Genomic DNA, 16,729 nt, shown 5'->3' with positions numbered 1-16,729 from the left:
CTTGAACGATGACAAAGCGCCGGCGGGCGCGGCACGGCGTGGCGGACAGCGAGAATCATGAGCAGCGACATCAACAAGAAAAGCGTCAGCGCCGTCAAGTGGGCGGCGATGGGCACGGTCCTCATGTTTGGCCTGCAGCTGGTCACGCAAGTGGTGCTGGCGCGCCTGCTGGGGCCGGAAAACTACGGCTTGTTTGCGATGGGACTGATTGTGCTGACATTTAGCAACTTTCTGGCCGATTTCGGTTTTTCCTGGGGGCTGGTGCAAAACCGCACGCTCAGCGAGGAAGACGTGCGCTTCACGGTGACGTGGCAGGCGCTGACGGGCCTGGCGGCCATGAGCTTGCTGTTTTTCATGGCGCCGTGGATCGCCGCGTACTTCAAGGAACCGCGCATCGCGCCCGTGATCGCCTGGATGAGCCTGACTTGCCTGCTGAATGCGCTGACGGCGCCGGGCAGCAGCCTGCTGCGGCGCGCCCTCGATTTCCGCTGGCTCAACATCATCCAGGTGATCAGCTACATCGTCGGCTACCTGCTGGTGGGCTTGCCGCTCGCGTATGCGGGCGCCGGCGTGTGGACCCTCGTGTGCGCCTGGCTGGGACAGGCTTCCACGGCGCTGGTGCTGACGTATGCGCGCACGCGCTTTTCGCTCAAGCCGCTGCTGTGGTACGAGGGCGCGCGGCGCTCGACGAATGTGGGCGTGACGGTGTTCGTGACGAATCTGTGCAACTGGTGCCTGAACAATATGGACCGCGTGTTCCTGGGCCGCTTCCTGAATGCCCACGCGGTGGGCGTGTATGCGGTCGGCTACAACCTGGCCAATACGCCCAACTCGCTGTTCCTGAGCGCCTTGCAGCCGGCCTTCCTGGCCACGGGCGCCAAGCTGCAGGACGATCTGCCGCGCCTGCGCGACACGTATCTGTCGGTGCTGGCGACCATCTGGATCATCATCCTGCCCCTGTTCGTGCTGCTGGCGATGACGGCGCCGGACTTGATCGGCGTGTTGTACGGCAAGGTGTGGCAAGAGTCGGGCATCGTGCTGAGCATCCTGGCGCTGGCCATGCCCGCGTACATCACGTGGGGCATGTCGACGCCGATCTTGTGGAATACGGGCGGCAAGCACCTGGAAAGCCTGCTGCAGCTGCCGCTGATCGTGCTGGCCGGCGCGGCGCTGGTGCTGTGGGCGGGGCAGGGCGGGGCGGTGGTTGCCATGATCGCCGCCGGCACCTTGCTGGCGCGGGCGCTGGTGGTGGGCACGGTGGCGTGCCTGCGCCTGCAGGTGGGGCTGGGCGATCTGGCGCCGCTGGCCGCGCGCGGCCTGGCCATGGGCTTGCTGGCCGCCGCCGGCAGCTGGGGCGGCGCCATGTTGGGCAGCCTGGGCGGCAGCCATCCGCTGCCGGCATTCCTGGGCGGCGCGCTGTTCGGCGGCCTGACCCTGCTGCTGGCCGTGCTGGCCTGGCCTGAACTGCTGGGCACGCGCGCGGTGGGCATGCTTGCCCGCTTCAGCCCGCCGCTGCCGGCCAGGGTGGTCTCTTATTTGCGCGCCCGCTGTGGCGCGCGCGACAACTTACTGGATACGCGAGAACTACATGAGTGAAATACTGTTTGGCCTGTTTGCCGTGGTCGCCGCGCTGGTGGTGGTGTTCGTGATCGCCTTGAGCATCCATTGGGGCAGCAAGCGCGAGACGGGACTGGTGCCGTACGTGTTCTATCCGGTCTTCCTGTCGATCGCCGTGGCGGCCATCCTGTCGAACCGCGATGTCTCGGGCGATGAACTCCAGATGGGCATGCAGGCGCTGGCGCGGCATCCGGCCAGCTCCTGGTTTGGCCGGCTCACGTCCCTGTTCGTGATCTTTGCCTGCGGCGAGCGCATTCTGCACCGCCTGACTACGCGCGACAAGCTGCAGCCGATACCGATGCTGCTGTTCTGGGCGCTGTTCGTGTATTTCCTCAGCAATATCGTCAGTCCGGCCGTGCTGGGGCGCCATACCAATGTATCGCATGAATACCTGTACATGTTCCTGGCCGGCTATGCGGCCTTGCTGATGACGCACAAGGAGGTCGACCTGAGCGTCATCTCGATGCGCAACGCCACCTTGCTGTTCCTGGTGCTCAGTGCCGCCGTGTTTGCCTGGAAGCCGAACATGGTCGTCAACCGGAATTACCACGGCCTGATTCCCTTCCTCAGCATCCGCTATACGGGCCTGGCCAATCACGCCAACAGCCTGGGACCGATGGTGGTGGTGTTCCTGCTGTGCCTGTGGCGCAAGCCCTATGGCTGGCGCCCGTTGAATTTGTTCGCCTGGGGCCTGGGCCTGGGCAGCCTGCTGCTGGCGCAATCGAAAACCAGTTGGATCGCCTGCTTCCTGTGCTTTGCCTGCGTCGCCTATTTCGGTTTCCGCGAACAGATCAAGGAGCGGCTGTTCGATTACCGCCGCCCGCAATTGTCGATCGTCGGCATCTTCTGCTTCATCCTGCTGTGTACGCTTGGCATGTTGTATGTGATGTTTGGCAATATCGATGCCAAGCTGGCGCACTTTGCCACGAGCAGCGAAGGCTCCGACTTGATCAGCTTGACGGGCCGCGACGTGATCTGGCAGGTGGCGCTGCAGGAATGGCACAAGAATCCCGTGTTCGGCTACGGCTTGCCGCTGTGGGATGACGCATTCCGCATCAGCATCGGCATGCCATACGCCACCCATGCGCACAGCCAGTTTTACCAGAGCCTGGCCAGCGCCGGCACCATCGGCGCCATCGGCCTGGTGCTGTATGCCATGGCGCTGCTGTATGCGTGCGCGCGCACGGCGCGGGCCAGCCAGGGCCTGTCGATGGCCTTGTTCGTCCTCATCGCCATCCGTTCGATCAGCGAAGTGCCGCTGTCGCTGACGGGCTTTGCCGCCGAGGCGATGACGCATTTGCTGCTGCTCATTATCGTGACGGCGTATTTCCCGGTGGCCGACAAGCAGGCCGTCAGGGCGCGCAAGGTGCGCGTGCCGGGGATGGCTTGATGCTGTGCTCGGTTATTGTTCCCCTGTATAACAAGGGGCCGTATATCGAAGCGGCGCTGGCCTCGGTGCTGGCGCAAACCCATGCCGACTGGGAAGTGGTGGTGGTCGATGACGGCTCCAGCGATGATGGCGCGCAGCGCGTGCGGGCTTGCGCCGATGCGCGCGTGCGGCTCGTCAGCCAGGCCAATGGCGGCGTGTCGCGCGCGCGTAACCGCGGCATCCTCGAAGCGCGCGGCGACTTGATCTGTTTTCTCGATGCGGACGACTGGTATGGCCCCGTGTATCTGGAAACCATGGTCGGCATGGCGCGCGCCTATCCGTCCGGCTCGTTTTTCGCCTGCGGCTTCGAACGCATACCGGACAGCCGCGCCGCAGCGCTCAGCTACCAGGGCGCGGCCGTGCGCGAGACGCGCCTGCTCGACGACTTTTTCGAGCGCCGCCGCCGTGGCGGACCGTTTTTCTGCACGAATTCAGTGGCCATCCGGCGCAGCGACTTGTTGCCCTTGCAACCATGCTTCCCGGAAGGCGAGTCGGCTGGCGAGGACCAGGATCTGTGGTTCCGCCTGGCCGAGCGCCTGACGCTCGTGTTTACGCCGGCACAGCTGGTGGCCTACCGTGTCGAGGTGGCCGGCAGCCTGTGCGCGATCGAGTCGGCCGATGTGCTGGCGCCCACGTTCGAACGGCTGGAACGGCGCGCCCTGGCCTGGCCGGCGGCCAATCCGGCGCGCCGTTCCGCCTTGCGGCTGGTGTCCGATGCGCGCGTCAGCGTGGCGCGCGCGGCGCTGGCGCGGGGCCGCCGCGGCGAAGCGCTGGCCGGGTTGCGCCGCGCCGCCGGCGGCGGCATGTCGCGCCACTGGTGGGTGGCCCTGGCCTTGTGTTGTTTGCTGCCGACCCGGCTCGCCGTCAAATGGCAAATGTGGCGCGAAACGCACATTAATAGCTGAGCTGCAACTAATATTAATGTTCGGAAGAATACTTTAGGTATATGCTTACAGGTATTCGCAGTGCCTTCCGCAGTGTCTTCGCCTTTTGCCCGATTTTGTACGGCGGGCCGTCCTGTGTCTCGCAAGCAGCCTCGACAGGAGGCGTATGATATGCCCCACGCAGCGGCGGTATCTTGCTCGATAGTTGATGTTAAGAAGGTAATCTATGAAATTCGCTAAATATACGCTGGTCAAAGTGGCGCTGCTGCTCGTCTGTTCAGCCTGCGGCCAGGCCCAGGCCGACTGGGCCCTGGCGACCGACCCATTGGCCGTCCGCACCTTGCCGGACAACCGCCAGATCCAGCCGCAAAATCCCCCCAGTTTTACCTGGTCGCGCCATCCGCTGTCGCCGGCGTCGTATGTCATTGAAGTCAAATTGGCGGGCGCCGTGGTCAGTACCTTCACGTCGGCGCGCAACTGGTATCTGCCATCCAAGAAATTTGCGGCAGGCACCTATAGCTGGCGCGTGCGTCCCAGCACGAGCAATGAGTGGTCGAGCCCGCGAACCTTTGTGATCGACGCCACGTCGAAAGTGTTCGAAGTGCCGGAAAGCAGCTCCTTGCGCGCTGCCATCGTCTTGCGCCCGCGCCCGCGCGGCCTGGAGGATAACGCGACCTTTTTTGCGAGCTGGAGCGCGGCCAAGCGCGCCGACCGCAGCCAGGTGCTGACCTGGCTGAGTACCGAGGTGATACGTAATATGACGGCGATCGCGCCCGTCTCCGACGCCGAGTGGCCATTGTCTCCAGGCAAGGTGCGCACGGCCGCCAACGAGGCGCAGAATGCGCGCGTCATTTCGCGCACGAATCAGAGCGCACGCCAGCTCGAAGCGGCCTCGCTGCTGTACCGCGTGACGGGCGAGAACCAGTATCTGGTGGAGGCGATCGCGCGCGGCGACCAGGAAGCCGCGCTCAGCCCGAACGGCGGTACCAGTTTTGTCAACCATGACCAGGGCAACCGCGCCATTGCGCAAAGCCTGATCAAGGCGGTCGACAACCTGGGCAGCGCCCTCGATGCGCCGCGCCGCGCCGCGTGGCTGGAAATGGTACGCGTTCGTACGAATGCGATGTACCTCGACCTGGCTGCGCAGACGGGGCGCCTGGACCAGTATCCCTACGATTCCCACGCCGCCAGCAATATCGGTTTCCTGACGCTGATTTCAACGCTGTCCCTGGGCGATATCCCGGAGGCGAAGGACTGGTTCGATTTTTCGTTCCGCGCCTTTGTCAGTTCCTACAGCGTGTGGAGCGGTCCGGAGGGCGGTTTTGCCAACGGCACGGCGTATGCCGAGTATGAAGCCGACTATGCGCTGCAGATCTGGCCGGCGCTTGCCTACGCGACCAAGGTCGACCTGTTCACCAAGCCCTGGGCCAGCGGCTTCCTCGATTACCTGATGCATTTCGTGCCACCCGGTTCGCAGACCCATGTGTTTGGCGACGGGCACGAGACGCTGCCTGAAATCCGCATGATGAAGGGTTTCGCCGCGCATTTCGCCACGCCTGCCGCGGCGTGGTATTACAAGAACCTGATCCGCACCGACGATTCGCTGGCCACCTTGCAGGCGCCGTACCCGTTGCCGGTGGCGACGGTGGCCACGCCAGCGCCGCCAGCCAACTCGGCGTATTACCCCAGCATCGGCTGGGCCGCCATGCACAGCGACATCGGCAATCTGCAGCGCACCTCGGTGTATTTCAAATCGAGCCCTTACGGTTCGTTCAATCACAGCCACGGCGACCAGAACGGCTTTGTGCTGGCCAGCGCGGGCGTGCCCCTGCTGACGGAAAGCGGCTGGTACGACTGGTACGATTCGCCGCTGTGGAGTTCCTGGTACCGCCAGACCAAGGCGCACAATGCCTTGACGTTCGACAATGGCCAGGGCCAGCTGGTCGACGGCTATGAAACGACCATGGCGCGCAACGGCCGCATCACCGCCTTTGCTCCCAAGGCCACCGTCGACTATGTGGCGGGCGACGCCACGCTGGCCTATGGCGGCCAGCTGACATCGGCGCTGCGCAAGCTGTGGTTCCTGCGCACCACGGACGCCGTGGTGGTGCAGGACCAGGTGACCTCGGCCACGCCGCGCGTGTTCGAGTGGAACTTCCATACGTATGCGCCTATCGTGGTCGACGCCGGCGGCGCCATCTCGGTGACGAATCAGGGCCGCAAGGTGTGCGTGGTGCCGGTCAGCACCGGTGCGCGTTTCGAAAAGCGCACGGGACCTCCGCCGCAGCCCGGTACCTATGAAGAACATGGGGTATTCATCAAGTCGGCCGCGGCGCTGAGCGGCGAATTCCTCACGGTGCTCGATGTCGGCTGCAAGAAGCCGCTGATCAAGCTGGGCAAAAGCGGCACGGCCCGCACGCTGACGGTCGGCAAGCAAGTGGTGACATTGCCGAACTGACCGCTGCTTCAAGGAAAATCCACTGTCGTTGTTGCGGCAGTGGATTTTTTAATTGGCGAGCAGAAATTGTTCGATTTCCTGGCCCGGTCCGCCGCGCTGCTCCATCCGGGCACAGGCGCGCGACACTTGCTGGGCCAAGCCTGCGCGGAAGGCGTCGTCGGACAGGGCGCGGCGCAAGCCTTCGCGCATGGCGCCGCTGTCGCCGGCGGCAACGAAACCGGCATAATCGCGTCCCAGGTACGCTTCGATGGCTTCGTGGCGCGTGGCGATCAGCGGTTTTCCATTGCGCAATACCCGCAGCAGCACGCTCTGGCCACAGGCTTCGCCCTGGCTTTTCAGCGGCATGGCGACCACCCGGCTGCTTGCCAGCAGCTTTTCAAACTGCGCTTCCGGCAAGTCGAGATGGACCGTGGTCTGCGCCGGGTCTTGCGCGGGGATCTGGTTTTGCGCCGACGCCACGATCACCAGGTGCGCTTCCAGCCCGTGCGCCGCGTCCAGCAGCAGGTCGTAATCGCGGTTGGAAAAGCCGCCGGAGAAGATGCTGCCGTCATCTTGCCGCTGGGACGCCGTGGTGGCGCCGTCGAGATGCTGGCGCCACAGGTGGAAATGCACGGCGGAGGGTGCGATGCCGACGTTGTCGGTCAGGTTGCGCGTTTCTCCGCTGGAAAAAGTAATGAATTCCAGTCCGGGGAAATTGAGCAGGCGCCAGGCCCGGTTGATCACGTTGCGGGCCCGCGTGCCATGGATGAAACAAGCCATCACCAGCAGGCGCTGCGGGCGCGGTAGCAGACCCAGGCGTATCAGCGCCAGCACGGGCAGCGCTTGCCAGCCGACGACCAGCAGGCGGTCTTGCTGGCACCATAATTTGCGCGTGCGCAACAGCGACGGCGACAGCATGGAGGCCAGAATGGACAGTTTGCTGCGCATGTGCGCCTGCGCGTCCGGCCCGATATGCGTCACGCGCGCGCCGCCCGCCGCCAGATGCTCGACGATGTCGTGGTAGGTTCCCGCTTCCGACAGCAGCACGTGGATCATTGTTGCGCCTTATTAAAAATGAACATTATCACATTAAAACAACAGCCAAAGCCGTTCCGGTGCTCGTTGTCACACAATTAATGATTGGCAATCGACTGCATTATTACAATAGCATTAAAATGGACGTTTATGCATTGTTTCAGCGTGAGGTCTGTCATGCTGCGGCCAGCTTGCCGCATGCTTGCCGCTCATTAATGGCGCAAGCTTGGTTTGATGCTACTAATGCAATATAATTAATTATTTCGTAAGGGCATGATATGCTTCGGCGCATGGCGTATTGTATCTGCCTCAACCTTTTTTTGCCGTCGAACCGCCTATGTCCCTGAAGATTTTGCAACTGGTGCCGGAAAGCCTGCCCACGTTTCGCCCCGATGTCGCGGTACTGTTCGGCAAGTACCTGCCGCGCCACGGCGTCGAATGCGATATCGTCGGCATGCCGTCGCAACAGCCGCCGCAGGCGCAGGGTTTCCGTTCGGTACGCCACGGGCGTTTCCTGGGCAGCCGCCTGTTGCGCGAACTGGCTTTCCAGTGGCTTTGCCTGCGCGCCCTGGCGGGCGCCCGCCGCGCCGGTTGCGATGCGATCCAGGTGCGCGACATGGTGCCCACGGGCCTGCTCGCCTTGCTGGTGGCGCGCCTGAAGGGCATACCGTTCTATTACTGGGTGTCATACCTGATCAGCGAGGGACGTATCGAACGGGCGCGCAGCAGCCTTGCGCAGCGCCGTACCTTGCGCGCGCGCCTGGTGCTGTGCAAGGGTTTGCTCGAACAATGGTTGCTGTACCGCATTGTGTTGCCGCGCGCTAATCATGTGTTCGTGCAAAGCGACGCGATGCTGCGCATGATGCAGGCGCGCGGCATCGCGCCGCAGCGCCTCACTGCCGTGCCCATGGGGGTCGACATGGAAGTGTTGCAGGCGCAAGCCATCGCGCCCGTCCGGCCGGAGGGCTGGGAGGCGGTGCCCTTGCTGGCCTACCTGGGCACGCTCGACCAGTCGCGCCAGCTGGAACGCTTGCTGGACGCCTTGCTGATCGTGCGCCAGCGCATTCCCGCGGCCTGTTTGTTGCTGATCGGCGCTTCCGATACGCCATCCGACGTCGATGACTTGCTTGCCTATGCGCAGCGCGCCGGCCTGGCCGGGGCCGTGCGCGTGACGGGCTGGCTGCCCTCGGACCAGGCCTGGCCCCTGCTGGCCGGGGCCGACGCCGCGCTGTCGTATATTCCCCGTGGCGCCCTGTTCGACGTCAGTTCGCCCACCAAGCTGCTCGAATACCTGGCCTTGCGCATGCCGGCCGTGGGCAATGACAGCCCGGACCAGGCCGAAGTGCTGATGGCCAGCGGCGCAGGCTGGCTGACGGCCAGCGAACCGGCCGCCATGGCCGCGGCGATGGCGGCCATCTTGTCCGATGTGTCCGCAGCGCGCGCCCGCGCCCAGGCCGGCGTCGCCTATATCGAGGCGCGGCGCAGCTACCGCGTGCTGGCGCAGGCACTGGCGCAGCGCTACCTGGATCTGGCCGGCGCGCGCCGTTGATGCCCGTGGCTGGAAGCACAGGCAAGAAGTTGTTGCCGAACACGTAAACGGCGCTCAGAATGCACCATGGGTGGTGTTCCCTGGAAGAAAATTGTTGTAGATGTTAGCGCAATGCAGCAAATATATTTGTCTTCGCGTCTAAATTACAAAAGTACAACATATAATACCAATATGACTACGATAATGCTGCTAGGACCTGCACTTAATGCGGTGAGCGGGGTAACCACCCATTTGAATCAACTATTTCACAGTTCTTTGTCGCAAGACTACAAGCTTGTGCACTTCCAGGTCGGCAGCGAGGGCCGCAACGAGTCGCGCCTGCACAAGCTGCTGCGTTTTGCCTGGAGCCCCGTGCAGTTCGTGCAGGCCGTGCGCAGGCAGCGCCCGCAGATCGTGCATATCAACACGTCCATGGAGTGGCGCAGCTATTGGCGCGACATCGTGTATCTGCTGCTGGCCAAGGCCATGGGCAAGCGCGTCGTGTACCAGGTGCATGGCGGCGCCTTGCCGCAGGTGTTTTTCAACGGCAAGCCATTGCTGACGGGTTTGCTGCGGCGCGTGCTGCGCGCGGCCGATGTGGTGGTGCTGCTGGCGCAATGCGAACTGCAGGGCTATCGCGATTTCGATCCCGCGCTGGCGCTCGACGTGATACCCAACGCCATCGATGCGGGCAGCGACCCCGGCGACAGGCCGCTCGTGCCGCAGCGTCCGCTGTCACTCGTGTACGTGGGGCGCCTGGCGGAAAGCAAGGGCCTGTTCGACTTGCTCGAAGGGCTGCGCCTGGCGCGCGCCGCAGGCGTGCAAGCCACGCTGGCGCTGGCCGGCAGCGGCCCCCAGGAAGCGGCGCTGCGCGAGCGCGTCGCCGGGCTCGGCTTGCAAGAGGCGGTGCGCTTTCTCGGCCCCGTCTTTGGCGCGGAAAAGGAAGCCGTGTGGCGCCAGGCCGACCTGTTCGGTTTTCCCACCTTGCACCAGGAAGGCTTGCCGTATGCGTTGCTGGAAAGCATGGCCGCGCGCACGCCCGTCCTGGTGTGCCCCGTGGGCGCGATAGCCGACGTGATGCAGGATGGCGTGCATGGCGTGTTCTTGCCGCGGCGCAATCCCCAGGCGCTGGCGGACGCCATCGCGCGCCTCGACGGTGACCGCGCCCTGTTGCGGCGCATGGGGCAAGCGTGCCGCGAGCGCATCGAAAGCGCCTATACGGTCGAGCGCCTGGCGCAGGATTTTCGCCGCGTCTACCGCGCCTTGCTGGCGCCGCCGGCAGTCTAGCCGAACCCTTTTTTAAGCGAGCCCATATGTGCGGTATTGCCGGTTTGATTTTCCCCTCGTCCGTCGCCGGCTTGCCCGCGGCGCTCGACGCCATGGGGCGCGCCATCGCGCACCGCGGTCCCGATGACACGGGCGTGCTCAACGCGGCCACGGCCGACGGCGCCTGGCAGCTGGGCTTGCTGCACCGCCGCCTGTCCATCATCGACATCGCCACGGGCCACCAGCCGCTGGGCAATGAGACGGGCGATGTGCAAATCATCTTCAATGGCGAAATCTACAATTTCCAGCCCCTGCGCGACGAATTGATCGCGCTGGGCCATCATTTCCGCACGGCATCCGACACGGAAACCATCGTGCATGCCTACGTGCAATGGGGCGAGGAATGCGTGCAGCATTTCCGCGGCATGTTTGCGTTTGCCATCTGGGATGCGCGCAACGACCGCCTGTTCATGGCGCGCGACCCGTTCGGCAAGAAACCCCTGTTCCTGTGGCAGCACGAGGGAAAACTGGCTTTCGGCTCGGAAATCAAGGCGCTGCTGGCCTTGCCGGACGTGGCGCCGCAAGCGGACGAGGCCGCCATCTGGGATTATTTCGCCTACCGCTACGTGCCGGGCCCGGCCACCTTGTTCCAGGGCATCCGCAAGCTGGCGCCCGGTTCCACGGCCACGTGGGAAAACGGCGTGCTGCGCGAGCGCGTGTATTACACGCCGCCCGACAGCCGGCCCCGCCTGGCGGCCCCGCTGCCGGCCGACCCCGTCGCCACCTTCCTCGACAAGCTCGATGAATCGGTGCGCATCCGTATGATTTCCGACGTACCCTTCGGCGCCTTCCTGTCCGGCGGCATCGATTCGTCGGCCGTGGTGGCGCTGATGTCGCGCCATGCGGGCGTGCCCGTGAAGACTTTTTCCGTCGGGTTCAAGGAGGGCGGCTTCAGCGAGCTGGCGTACGCGGCCGATATCGCGCGGCAATTTTCCACGGAACACCATGAGCTGGAAGTGTCCGTCGACCAGGTCATCGCCTTGCTGCCCGACCTCGTGCGCTTCCGCGATGCTCCCGTGGCCGAACCATCCGACATTCCCATCTACCTGCTGGCGAAGGAATCGCGCAAGACGGTCAAGATGGTCTTGACGGGCGAAGGTTCCGATGAAATCCTCGGCGGCTACCCCAAGCACGTGTACGAGCGCTATGCGGGCAACTACCAGATGCTGCCGGGCCTGCTGCGCCGGGGCTTGATCGAGCCGGCCATCGGCGCCTTGCCATACCGTTTCCGCCGCGCCAAGACGGCCATCGTCAACCTGGGCCTGGAAGCGTTCGACGAACGCATGCCGCGCTGGTTCGGCATGATGTCCGACCAGGAACGCGCGCGCCTGGTGGCCATGCCGGCGCCGGCGCGCCAGCGCGATCCTTCGCTGGGCTGCGGCAGCGCCGGCAACAGCGCCTTGCGCCGCATCCTGTGCTTCGACCAGCTGAGCTGGCTGCCCGACAACCTGCTCGAGCGGGGCGACCGCATGACCATGGCCGCGTCGCTGGAAGCGCGCATGCCCTTCATGGACCACGAACTGGCGGCGTATGTGGCTAGCCTGCCGGACGAGTACCGCGTGCGCGGCCGCGCCACCAAGTGGATCTTGCGCGAAGCCATGAAGCAGCTGTTGCCGCAAGCTATACTGGAACGGCCGAAAGTGGGCTTCCGCGTGCCCGTCAACGAGTGGTTCCGCGGCCCCATGAAGGATTACCTGTACGAACACTTGACGGGCGCCGGGTCGCGCACGCGCCACTATTACCATACACAAGCCCTGCAGCAGGTGCTGGCCGAGCACGTGGCCGGACGGCAAAACCACGAGAAACTGCTGTGGAGCTTGCTCACCCTGGAAATCTGGCACCGCCAGTATCTGTGAGGCGTCCATGCTGAGCAACCTGTCCTGGAAACTGAACCGCTTGCGCGCCATGGGGGCGCCCGAGGTGGCGCATCGCGTGCGTGATGCCTTGCAGCAACGGCTGCAGGCGCGCGGCTACGGCCTGGCGCAGGTGCCGCCGCCCGCCGTGCGCCAGCGTTTCGGCGCGCCCTGGCTGGGCATGCCCATCGACACGGCGCCGCACCTGGCGGCGGCCGAGCGCATCCTCGCGGGCCGTTTCGATGTGTTCGCCCTGCGCGATACGGAGCTGGGTTTCCCGCCGCAATGGAACCGCGATCCGAAGACGGGCACCGTCGTGCCCTTGGATTTTGGCAAGACGCTCAATTACCGCGATGAAACCGTGGTGGGCGATATCAAATGCCTGTGGGAACCGAACCGCCACCTGGCCGTGGCCGACCTGGCGATGGCCTACCGCCTCGGCGGCGACTTGCGCCATGCGCAAGGTGTGCAAGTCTTGCTTGAATCGTGGTGGCAGCAATGTCCGTATCCGCTGGGGCCGAACTGGAGCAGCGCGCTGGAGCTGGCCTTGCGCCTGGTCAGCTGGTCGCACGCGTGGCACTTGCTCGGTGGCATCAACAGTCCCTTGTTTGAAGGCGCGCAGGGGCAAGCCTTCCTGCAGCGCTGGCTCGACAGCATCTACCAGCATTGCCACTTCATCGCAGGACACTTTTCGCGCCACTCGTCGGCCAACAACCACCTGTTTGGCGAATTGACGGGCTTGCATATCGCCGCGCTCACATGGCCTTGCTGGCCGGAAAGTGCCGGCTGGCTGGCGCAGACGGAACGCGAGCTGGAAGCGCAGGCGCTGCAGCAGAACGGCCCCGATGGCGTGAACCGCGAGCAAGCCATTTATTACCAGCACACGGTGGCCGATGAAATGCTGCTGTGCGTGCTGGCGGGCCGCGCCAATGGCCGGCCCCGCTCGGCCGCCTTTTTGCGGCGCCTGGAAGCCATGCTGGAATTTATCGCCGCCATGACGAACGTGGCGGGCGAGGTGCCGATGCTCGGCGACGCCGACGACGCGTTGCTGGCGCACTGGGACAAGGCACCGGGCGCCAATCCCTACACATCGCTGCTGGCCAGCGGCGCGGCCCTGTTCGGCCGCGCGGACTTCAAGGCCAAGGCGCGCACGTTCGACGAGAAAAGCGCCTGGCTGCTGGGCGAGGCGGGAAGCCAGGCGTTTGACGCCTTGCCGGACGCTGCGCCCGATACCTTGCCGCGCGCCTTCCCCGATGGCGGTTATTACGTGATGGGCGCCGGCTTTGGCACGCCCGATGAAGTGCGCCTGATTGCCGATGCCGGCCCGCTGGGCTACCTGGGCATCGCCGCGCACGGCCACGCCGATGCGCTGGCGCTGACCTTGTCCGTGGCGGGCCAGATGGTGCTGGTCGATCCGGGCACCTATGCCTACCATACGCAAAAGCAGTGGCGCGATTATTTCCGCGGCACCAGCGCGCACAACACCGTGCGCATCGATGGCCGCGACCAGTCCGAGTCGGGCGGCAACTTCCTGTGGCTGCGCAAGGCCAGGGCAGCGTGCCTGGCGTGGCGTGACGATGCCGATGGGCAATTCTGGAGCGCCAGCCATGACGGCTACCTGGGCTTGAAAGATGGCGTGCTGCACCGGCGCGACGTGCGCGTGGCGCCCGGCGCCGCGCTGATCGTGGTCGATGACGTGCTCGAATGCCAGGGCGCGCATGAGGTGGAATTGTTCTGGCACTTTGATCCCCGCTGCCGCGTGCAGCTGGATGGCCAGGTGCTGCGCGTGGCAGGCGACGCCTTTGCGCTGGAGATGCATTTACCGCCGTTGCCGGATGCTTCCGTGCAACTGGTATGCGGCAGCGACCATCCGCCGCTGGGCTGGATTTCGCACCGCTTCGATGAAAAACAGGCTGCGCCTGTGTTGGTCTGGCGCGGGCGCCTGCAAGGCGCAGCCACCTTGCGCACAGAGTGTCACCTGAGTTTGGCTACCCCTGATCTGTCAGAAAATACGAGGAAAACATGAAAATTAGCATATTTGGTTTGGGTTATGTGGGTGCCGTCTCGGCTGGTTGCCTGGCAACGGATGGACACGAAGTCATCGGCGTCGATCCGAACAGGACCAAGGTGGAGCTGATCAACCAGGGCACCACGCCCATCATTGAAAAAGACATCGGCGAAATGATCGCCGCCACCGTGAAGAGCGGCCATTTGCGCGCCACGTTCGACGTGCGCGACGCCGTCTTCGGTTCGGACATGTCGCTCATCTGCGTGGGCACGCCGTCGCAGCTCAATGGCAACCTGGACCTGAGCCACGTGCGCAAGGTGTGCCAGGAAATCGGCGCCGCCATCCGTGAAAAGGATACCTTCCACGTCGTCGTGGCGCGCTCGACCATGCTGCCCGGCTCCATGCGTTCGCTCGTCATCCCGACCCTGGAAGCGGCGTCGGGCAAGGTGGCTGGCGTCGATTTCGGCGTGTGTAACAACCCGGAATTCTTGCGCGAAGGCACGGCCGTCTACGATTACTACAATCCGCCGAAGACGGTGATCGGCGAATCCGACGAGAAGGCCGGCGCGCTGCTGGTGCAGCTGTATGAAAAGATGGATGCGCCGCTGGTGCGCACGGACGTGGAAACGGCCGAGATGGTCAAGTACACGGACAACACCTGGCACGCCGTGAAAGTGGCGTTCGCGAATGAAATCGGCAACATCTGCAAGGCCGTCGGCATCGATGGCCACAAGGTGATGGAAATCTTTTGCCAGGACACCAAGCTGAACCTGTCGCCGTACTACATGAAGCCGGGCTTCGCCTTCGGCGGCTCGTGCCTGCCGAAAGACGTGCGCGCGCTGACTTACAAGGCCCGCAGCCTGGACCTCGATTTGCCCTTGCTGAACTCTATCCTGCCGTCGAACCAGCGGCAAGTGGAAAAAGGCATCAAGATGATCGTCGACAAAGGTGCGCGCAAGGTGGGCATCCTGGGCTTCTCGTTCAAGGCCGGCACGGACGACTTGCGCGAATCGCCGCTGGTCGATGTCATCGAGTATCTGCTGGGCAAGGGCTACGAGCTGAAGCTGTACGACAAGAATGTCAACCTGGCCGCCTTGACGGGCGCCAACCAGGATTACATCCTCAATCACATCCCGCACATTTCCAAGCTGATGGTGACGAACATGCAGGACGTGCTCGATTTTGCCGACACCATCGTCATCGGCAATGGCGCGGCCGAATTCAAGACCGTGCCCGCCAGCCTGCAGCCGCACCAGCACATCGTCGACCTGGTGCGCATCAGCAAAGAACAAAGTGGAGAGCAATATGACGGCATCTGCTGGTAACACCGTGGCAGGACAGCCGCGCCGGGTGCTGATCCTGGTGGAAAACCTGCCGTCGCCGTTCGACCGGCGCGTGTGGCAGGAAGCGACCACCCTGCATGCGAACGGCTATGAAGTGTCGATCATCTGCCCGACGGGCAAGGGCTACGAGTCGCGCTATGAAGCCATCGACGGCATCCATATCTACCGCTACAACCTGCCGCTGGAAGCGGAAGGGGCGAAGGGCTACCTGGTCGAGTATTCGCTGGCGCTGTTCCACACTTTCCGCCTGGCATGGAAAGTGCATTTCGCGCGTGGCTTCGACGTCATCCACGCCTGTAATCCGCCCGACCTGCTGTTCCTCATCGGCGGCTTCTTCAAGTTGACGATGGGTAAGCGTTTCCTGTTTGACCACCATGACATCAATCCGGAGCTGTACGAAGCCAAGTTCGGCCGGCGCGATTTCTTTTACAAGCTGATGGTGCTGTTCGAGCGCTGGTCGTTCCAGAGCGCCGACGTGTCGATCGCCACCAACGAATCGTACAAGAAGATCGCCATCGAGCGGGGCGGCATGAAGCCCGAGGATGTCTACGTGGTGCGCAGCGGACCCAAGCTGGACCGCCTGCGCGTGCTGCCGCCCGTGGCGGAACTCAAGAAGGGCCGCGCCTACCTGGTCGGCTACGTGGGCGTGATGGGCGCGCAGGAAGGCATCGACCTGCTGCTGCAGGCGGCGCAATACATCGTGCAAACCCTGAAGCGCGAAGATGTGCAGTTCGGCCTGGTGGGCGGCGGCACCTCGCTGGAACAGATGAAGCAGATGGCGCAGGACCTGGGCATTGCCGACTACGTGACGTTTACAGGGCGCGTGCCGGACCAGCAATTGCTGGAAATGCTCAATACGTCCGATGTGTGCGTGAATCCGGACGTGGCCAACGACATGAACGACAAGTCGACCATGAACAAGATCATGGAATACATGGCGCTGGGCAAACCGATCGTGCAGTTTGATCTGGTCGAGGGCAAGGTTTCCGCGCAGCAGGCATCCTTGTATGCATTGAAGAACGATCCCATCGACATGGCGCGCAAGATCGTCGAATTGCTGGACGACCCGGCCCGCCGCGAGCAGATGGGGGCGTTTGGCCGCCATCGCGTGATCAACGAACTGGAGTGGGAATATGAAGCGCCGAAGCTGCTGGCCGCGTATGCGCGCCTGTTTCCCGCCGCCGCGCCCGCCGCTCCCGTGACCTTGAGCAAGGATGGCCGCTGAAGTGCGCCGCCTGGCCAGCCATCCCCAACCCTGATGGAGCAGTT

Annotated in this window: 12 protein-coding genes; 11 read left to right on the top strand and 1 reads right to left on the bottom strand. The window is 64.0% G+C overall.

Annotated elements, in window-relative coordinates; genetic code table 11:
* Window positions 1–57: 57 nt before the first annotated feature.
* From OX459_RS18755 to OX459_RS18740, 4 genes are all read left to right on the top strand, one after another.
* Window positions 58–1,596 carry a lipopolysaccharide biosynthesis protein gene (locus OX459_RS18755; protein WP_289906151.1) on the top strand — a complete coding sequence of 513 codons (1,539 nt, stop codon included), beginning with the start codon at window positions 58–60 and terminating at the stop codon, window positions 1,594–1,596.
* Complete coding sequence (locus OX459_RS18750) at window positions 1,589–3,007, top strand: O-antigen ligase family protein (protein ID WP_099665077.1); 1,419 nt, start codon at window positions 1,589–1,591, stop codon at window positions 3,005–3,007. Before OX459_RS18755 ends, OX459_RS18750 begins: the two co-directional genes overlap by 8 nt.
* Complete coding sequence (locus OX459_RS18745; protein WP_289906150.1) at window positions 3,007–3,951, top strand: glycosyltransferase family A protein; 945 nt, start codon at window positions 3,007–3,009, stop codon at window positions 3,949–3,951. The genes OX459_RS18750 and OX459_RS18745 overlap by 1 nt, the downstream gene beginning before the upstream one ends.
* 205 nt (window positions 3,952–4,156) lie before the next feature.
* A complete protein-coding gene (locus OX459_RS18740; protein ID WP_289906149.1) occupies window positions 4,157–6,388 on the top strand; it encodes a heparinase II/III family protein in 2,232 nt (743 codons plus the stop codon).
* A gap of 48 nt (window positions 6,389–6,436) precedes the next feature.
* On the opposite strand, the gene OX459_RS18735 is transcribed toward OX459_RS18740, so the two are convergent.
* Window positions 6,437–7,423: a glycosyltransferase gene (locus OX459_RS18735; RefSeq protein ID WP_289906148.1), complete on the bottom strand. Its 987-nt coding sequence runs from the start codon at window positions 7,421–7,423 to the stop codon at window positions 6,437–6,439.
* 2 nt (window positions 7,424–7,425) lie between these two features.
* Between OX459_RS18735 and OX459_RS18730 the strand changes: the two genes are divergently transcribed.
* The 7 genes from OX459_RS18730 (at window position 7,426) to OX459_RS18700 (ending at window position 16,685) form a co-directional block, all read left to right on the top strand.
* Entirely contained in the window at window positions 7,426–7,656 is a 231-nt protein-coding gene (locus OX459_RS18730; protein ID WP_289906147.1) for a hypothetical protein, read from the top strand.
* Window positions 7,657–7,739: 83 nt separating this feature from the next.
* Window positions 7,740–8,951 (top strand): glycosyltransferase, encoded by a 1,212-nt coding sequence (locus OX459_RS18725; RefSeq protein WP_289906146.1) that lies wholly within the window; start codon window positions 7,740–7,742, stop codon window positions 8,949–8,951.
* A 231-nt stretch (window positions 8,952–9,182) separates the two neighbouring features.
* Entirely contained in the window at window positions 9,183–10,217 is a 1,035-nt protein-coding gene (locus tag OX459_RS18720) for a glycosyltransferase family 4 protein (protein WP_289906145.1), read from the top strand.
* A 26-nt stretch (window positions 10,218–10,243) separates the two neighbouring features.
* Window positions 10,244–12,112, top strand: coding sequence for an asparagine synthase (glutamine-hydrolyzing) (gene asnB / locus OX459_RS18715; protein WP_289906144.1), 1,869 nt, complete (start codon window positions 10,244–10,246; stop codon window positions 12,110–12,112).
* A 7-nt stretch (window positions 12,113–12,119) separates the two neighbouring features.
* Entirely contained in the window at window positions 12,120–14,135 is a 2,016-nt protein-coding gene (locus OX459_RS18710; RefSeq protein WP_289906143.1) for an alginate lyase family protein, read from the top strand.
* Window positions 14,132–15,442 (top strand): UDP-glucose/GDP-mannose dehydrogenase family protein, encoded by a 1,311-nt coding sequence (locus OX459_RS18705; protein WP_077400992.1) that lies wholly within the window; start codon window positions 14,132–14,134, stop codon window positions 15,440–15,442. The genes OX459_RS18710 and OX459_RS18705 overlap by 4 nt, the downstream gene beginning before the upstream one ends.
* Window positions 15,423–16,685, top strand: coding sequence for a glycosyltransferase family 4 protein (locus OX459_RS18700; protein WP_289906142.1), 1,263 nt, complete (start codon window positions 15,423–15,425; stop codon window positions 16,683–16,685). The genes OX459_RS18705 and OX459_RS18700 overlap by 20 nt, the downstream gene beginning before the upstream one ends.
* Window positions 16,686–16,729: the final 44 nt, after the last annotated feature.

This window comes from Janthinobacterium sp. SUN026 (assembly GCF_030397625.1).
GTDB lineage: Bacteria > Pseudomonadota > Gammaproteobacteria > Burkholderiales > Burkholderiaceae_D > Janthinobacterium > Janthinobacterium kumbetense.
The sequence above is the reverse complement of the archived record's forward strand: the minus strand, read 5'-3'. Positions and strand labels throughout refer to the sequence as shown.

Excerpts from the sequence above, each read along its gene's own strand:
- OX459_RS18755 (WP_289906151.1), top strand. The coding sequence starts at position 58 with ATGAGCAGCGACATCAACAAGAAAAGCGTCAGCGCCGTCAAGTGGGCG.
- OX459_RS18750 (WP_099665077.1), top strand. The coding sequence starts at position 1,589 with ATGAGTGAAATACTGTTTGGCCTGTTTGCCGTGGTCGCCGCGCTGGTG.
- OX459_RS18745 (WP_289906150.1), top strand. The coding sequence starts at position 3,007 with ATGCTGTGCTCGGTTATTGTTCCCCTGTATAACAAGGGGCCGTATATC.
- OX459_RS18740 (WP_289906149.1), top strand. The coding sequence starts at position 4,157 with ATGAAATTCGCTAAATATACGCTGGTCAAAGTGGCGCTGCTGCTCGTC.
- OX459_RS18735 (WP_289906148.1), bottom strand. The coding sequence starts at position 7,423 with ATGATCCACGTGCTGCTGTCGGAAGCGGGAACCTACCACGACATCGTC.
- OX459_RS18725 (WP_289906146.1), top strand. The coding sequence starts at position 7,740 with ATGTCCCTGAAGATTTTGCAACTGGTGCCGGAAAGCCTGCCCACGTTT.
- asnB (WP_289906144.1), top strand. The coding sequence starts at position 10,244 with ATGTGCGGTATTGCCGGTTTGATTTTCCCCTCGTCCGTCGCCGGCTTG.
- OX459_RS18710 (WP_289906143.1), top strand. The coding sequence starts at position 12,120 with ATGCTGAGCAACCTGTCCTGGAAACTGAACCGCTTGCGCGCCATGGGG.
- OX459_RS18705 (WP_077400992.1), top strand. The coding sequence starts at position 14,132 with ATGAAAATTAGCATATTTGGTTTGGGTTATGTGGGTGCCGTCTCGGCT.
- OX459_RS18700 (WP_289906142.1), top strand. The coding sequence starts at position 15,423 with ATGACGGCATCTGCTGGTAACACCGTGGCAGGACAGCCGCGCCGGGTG.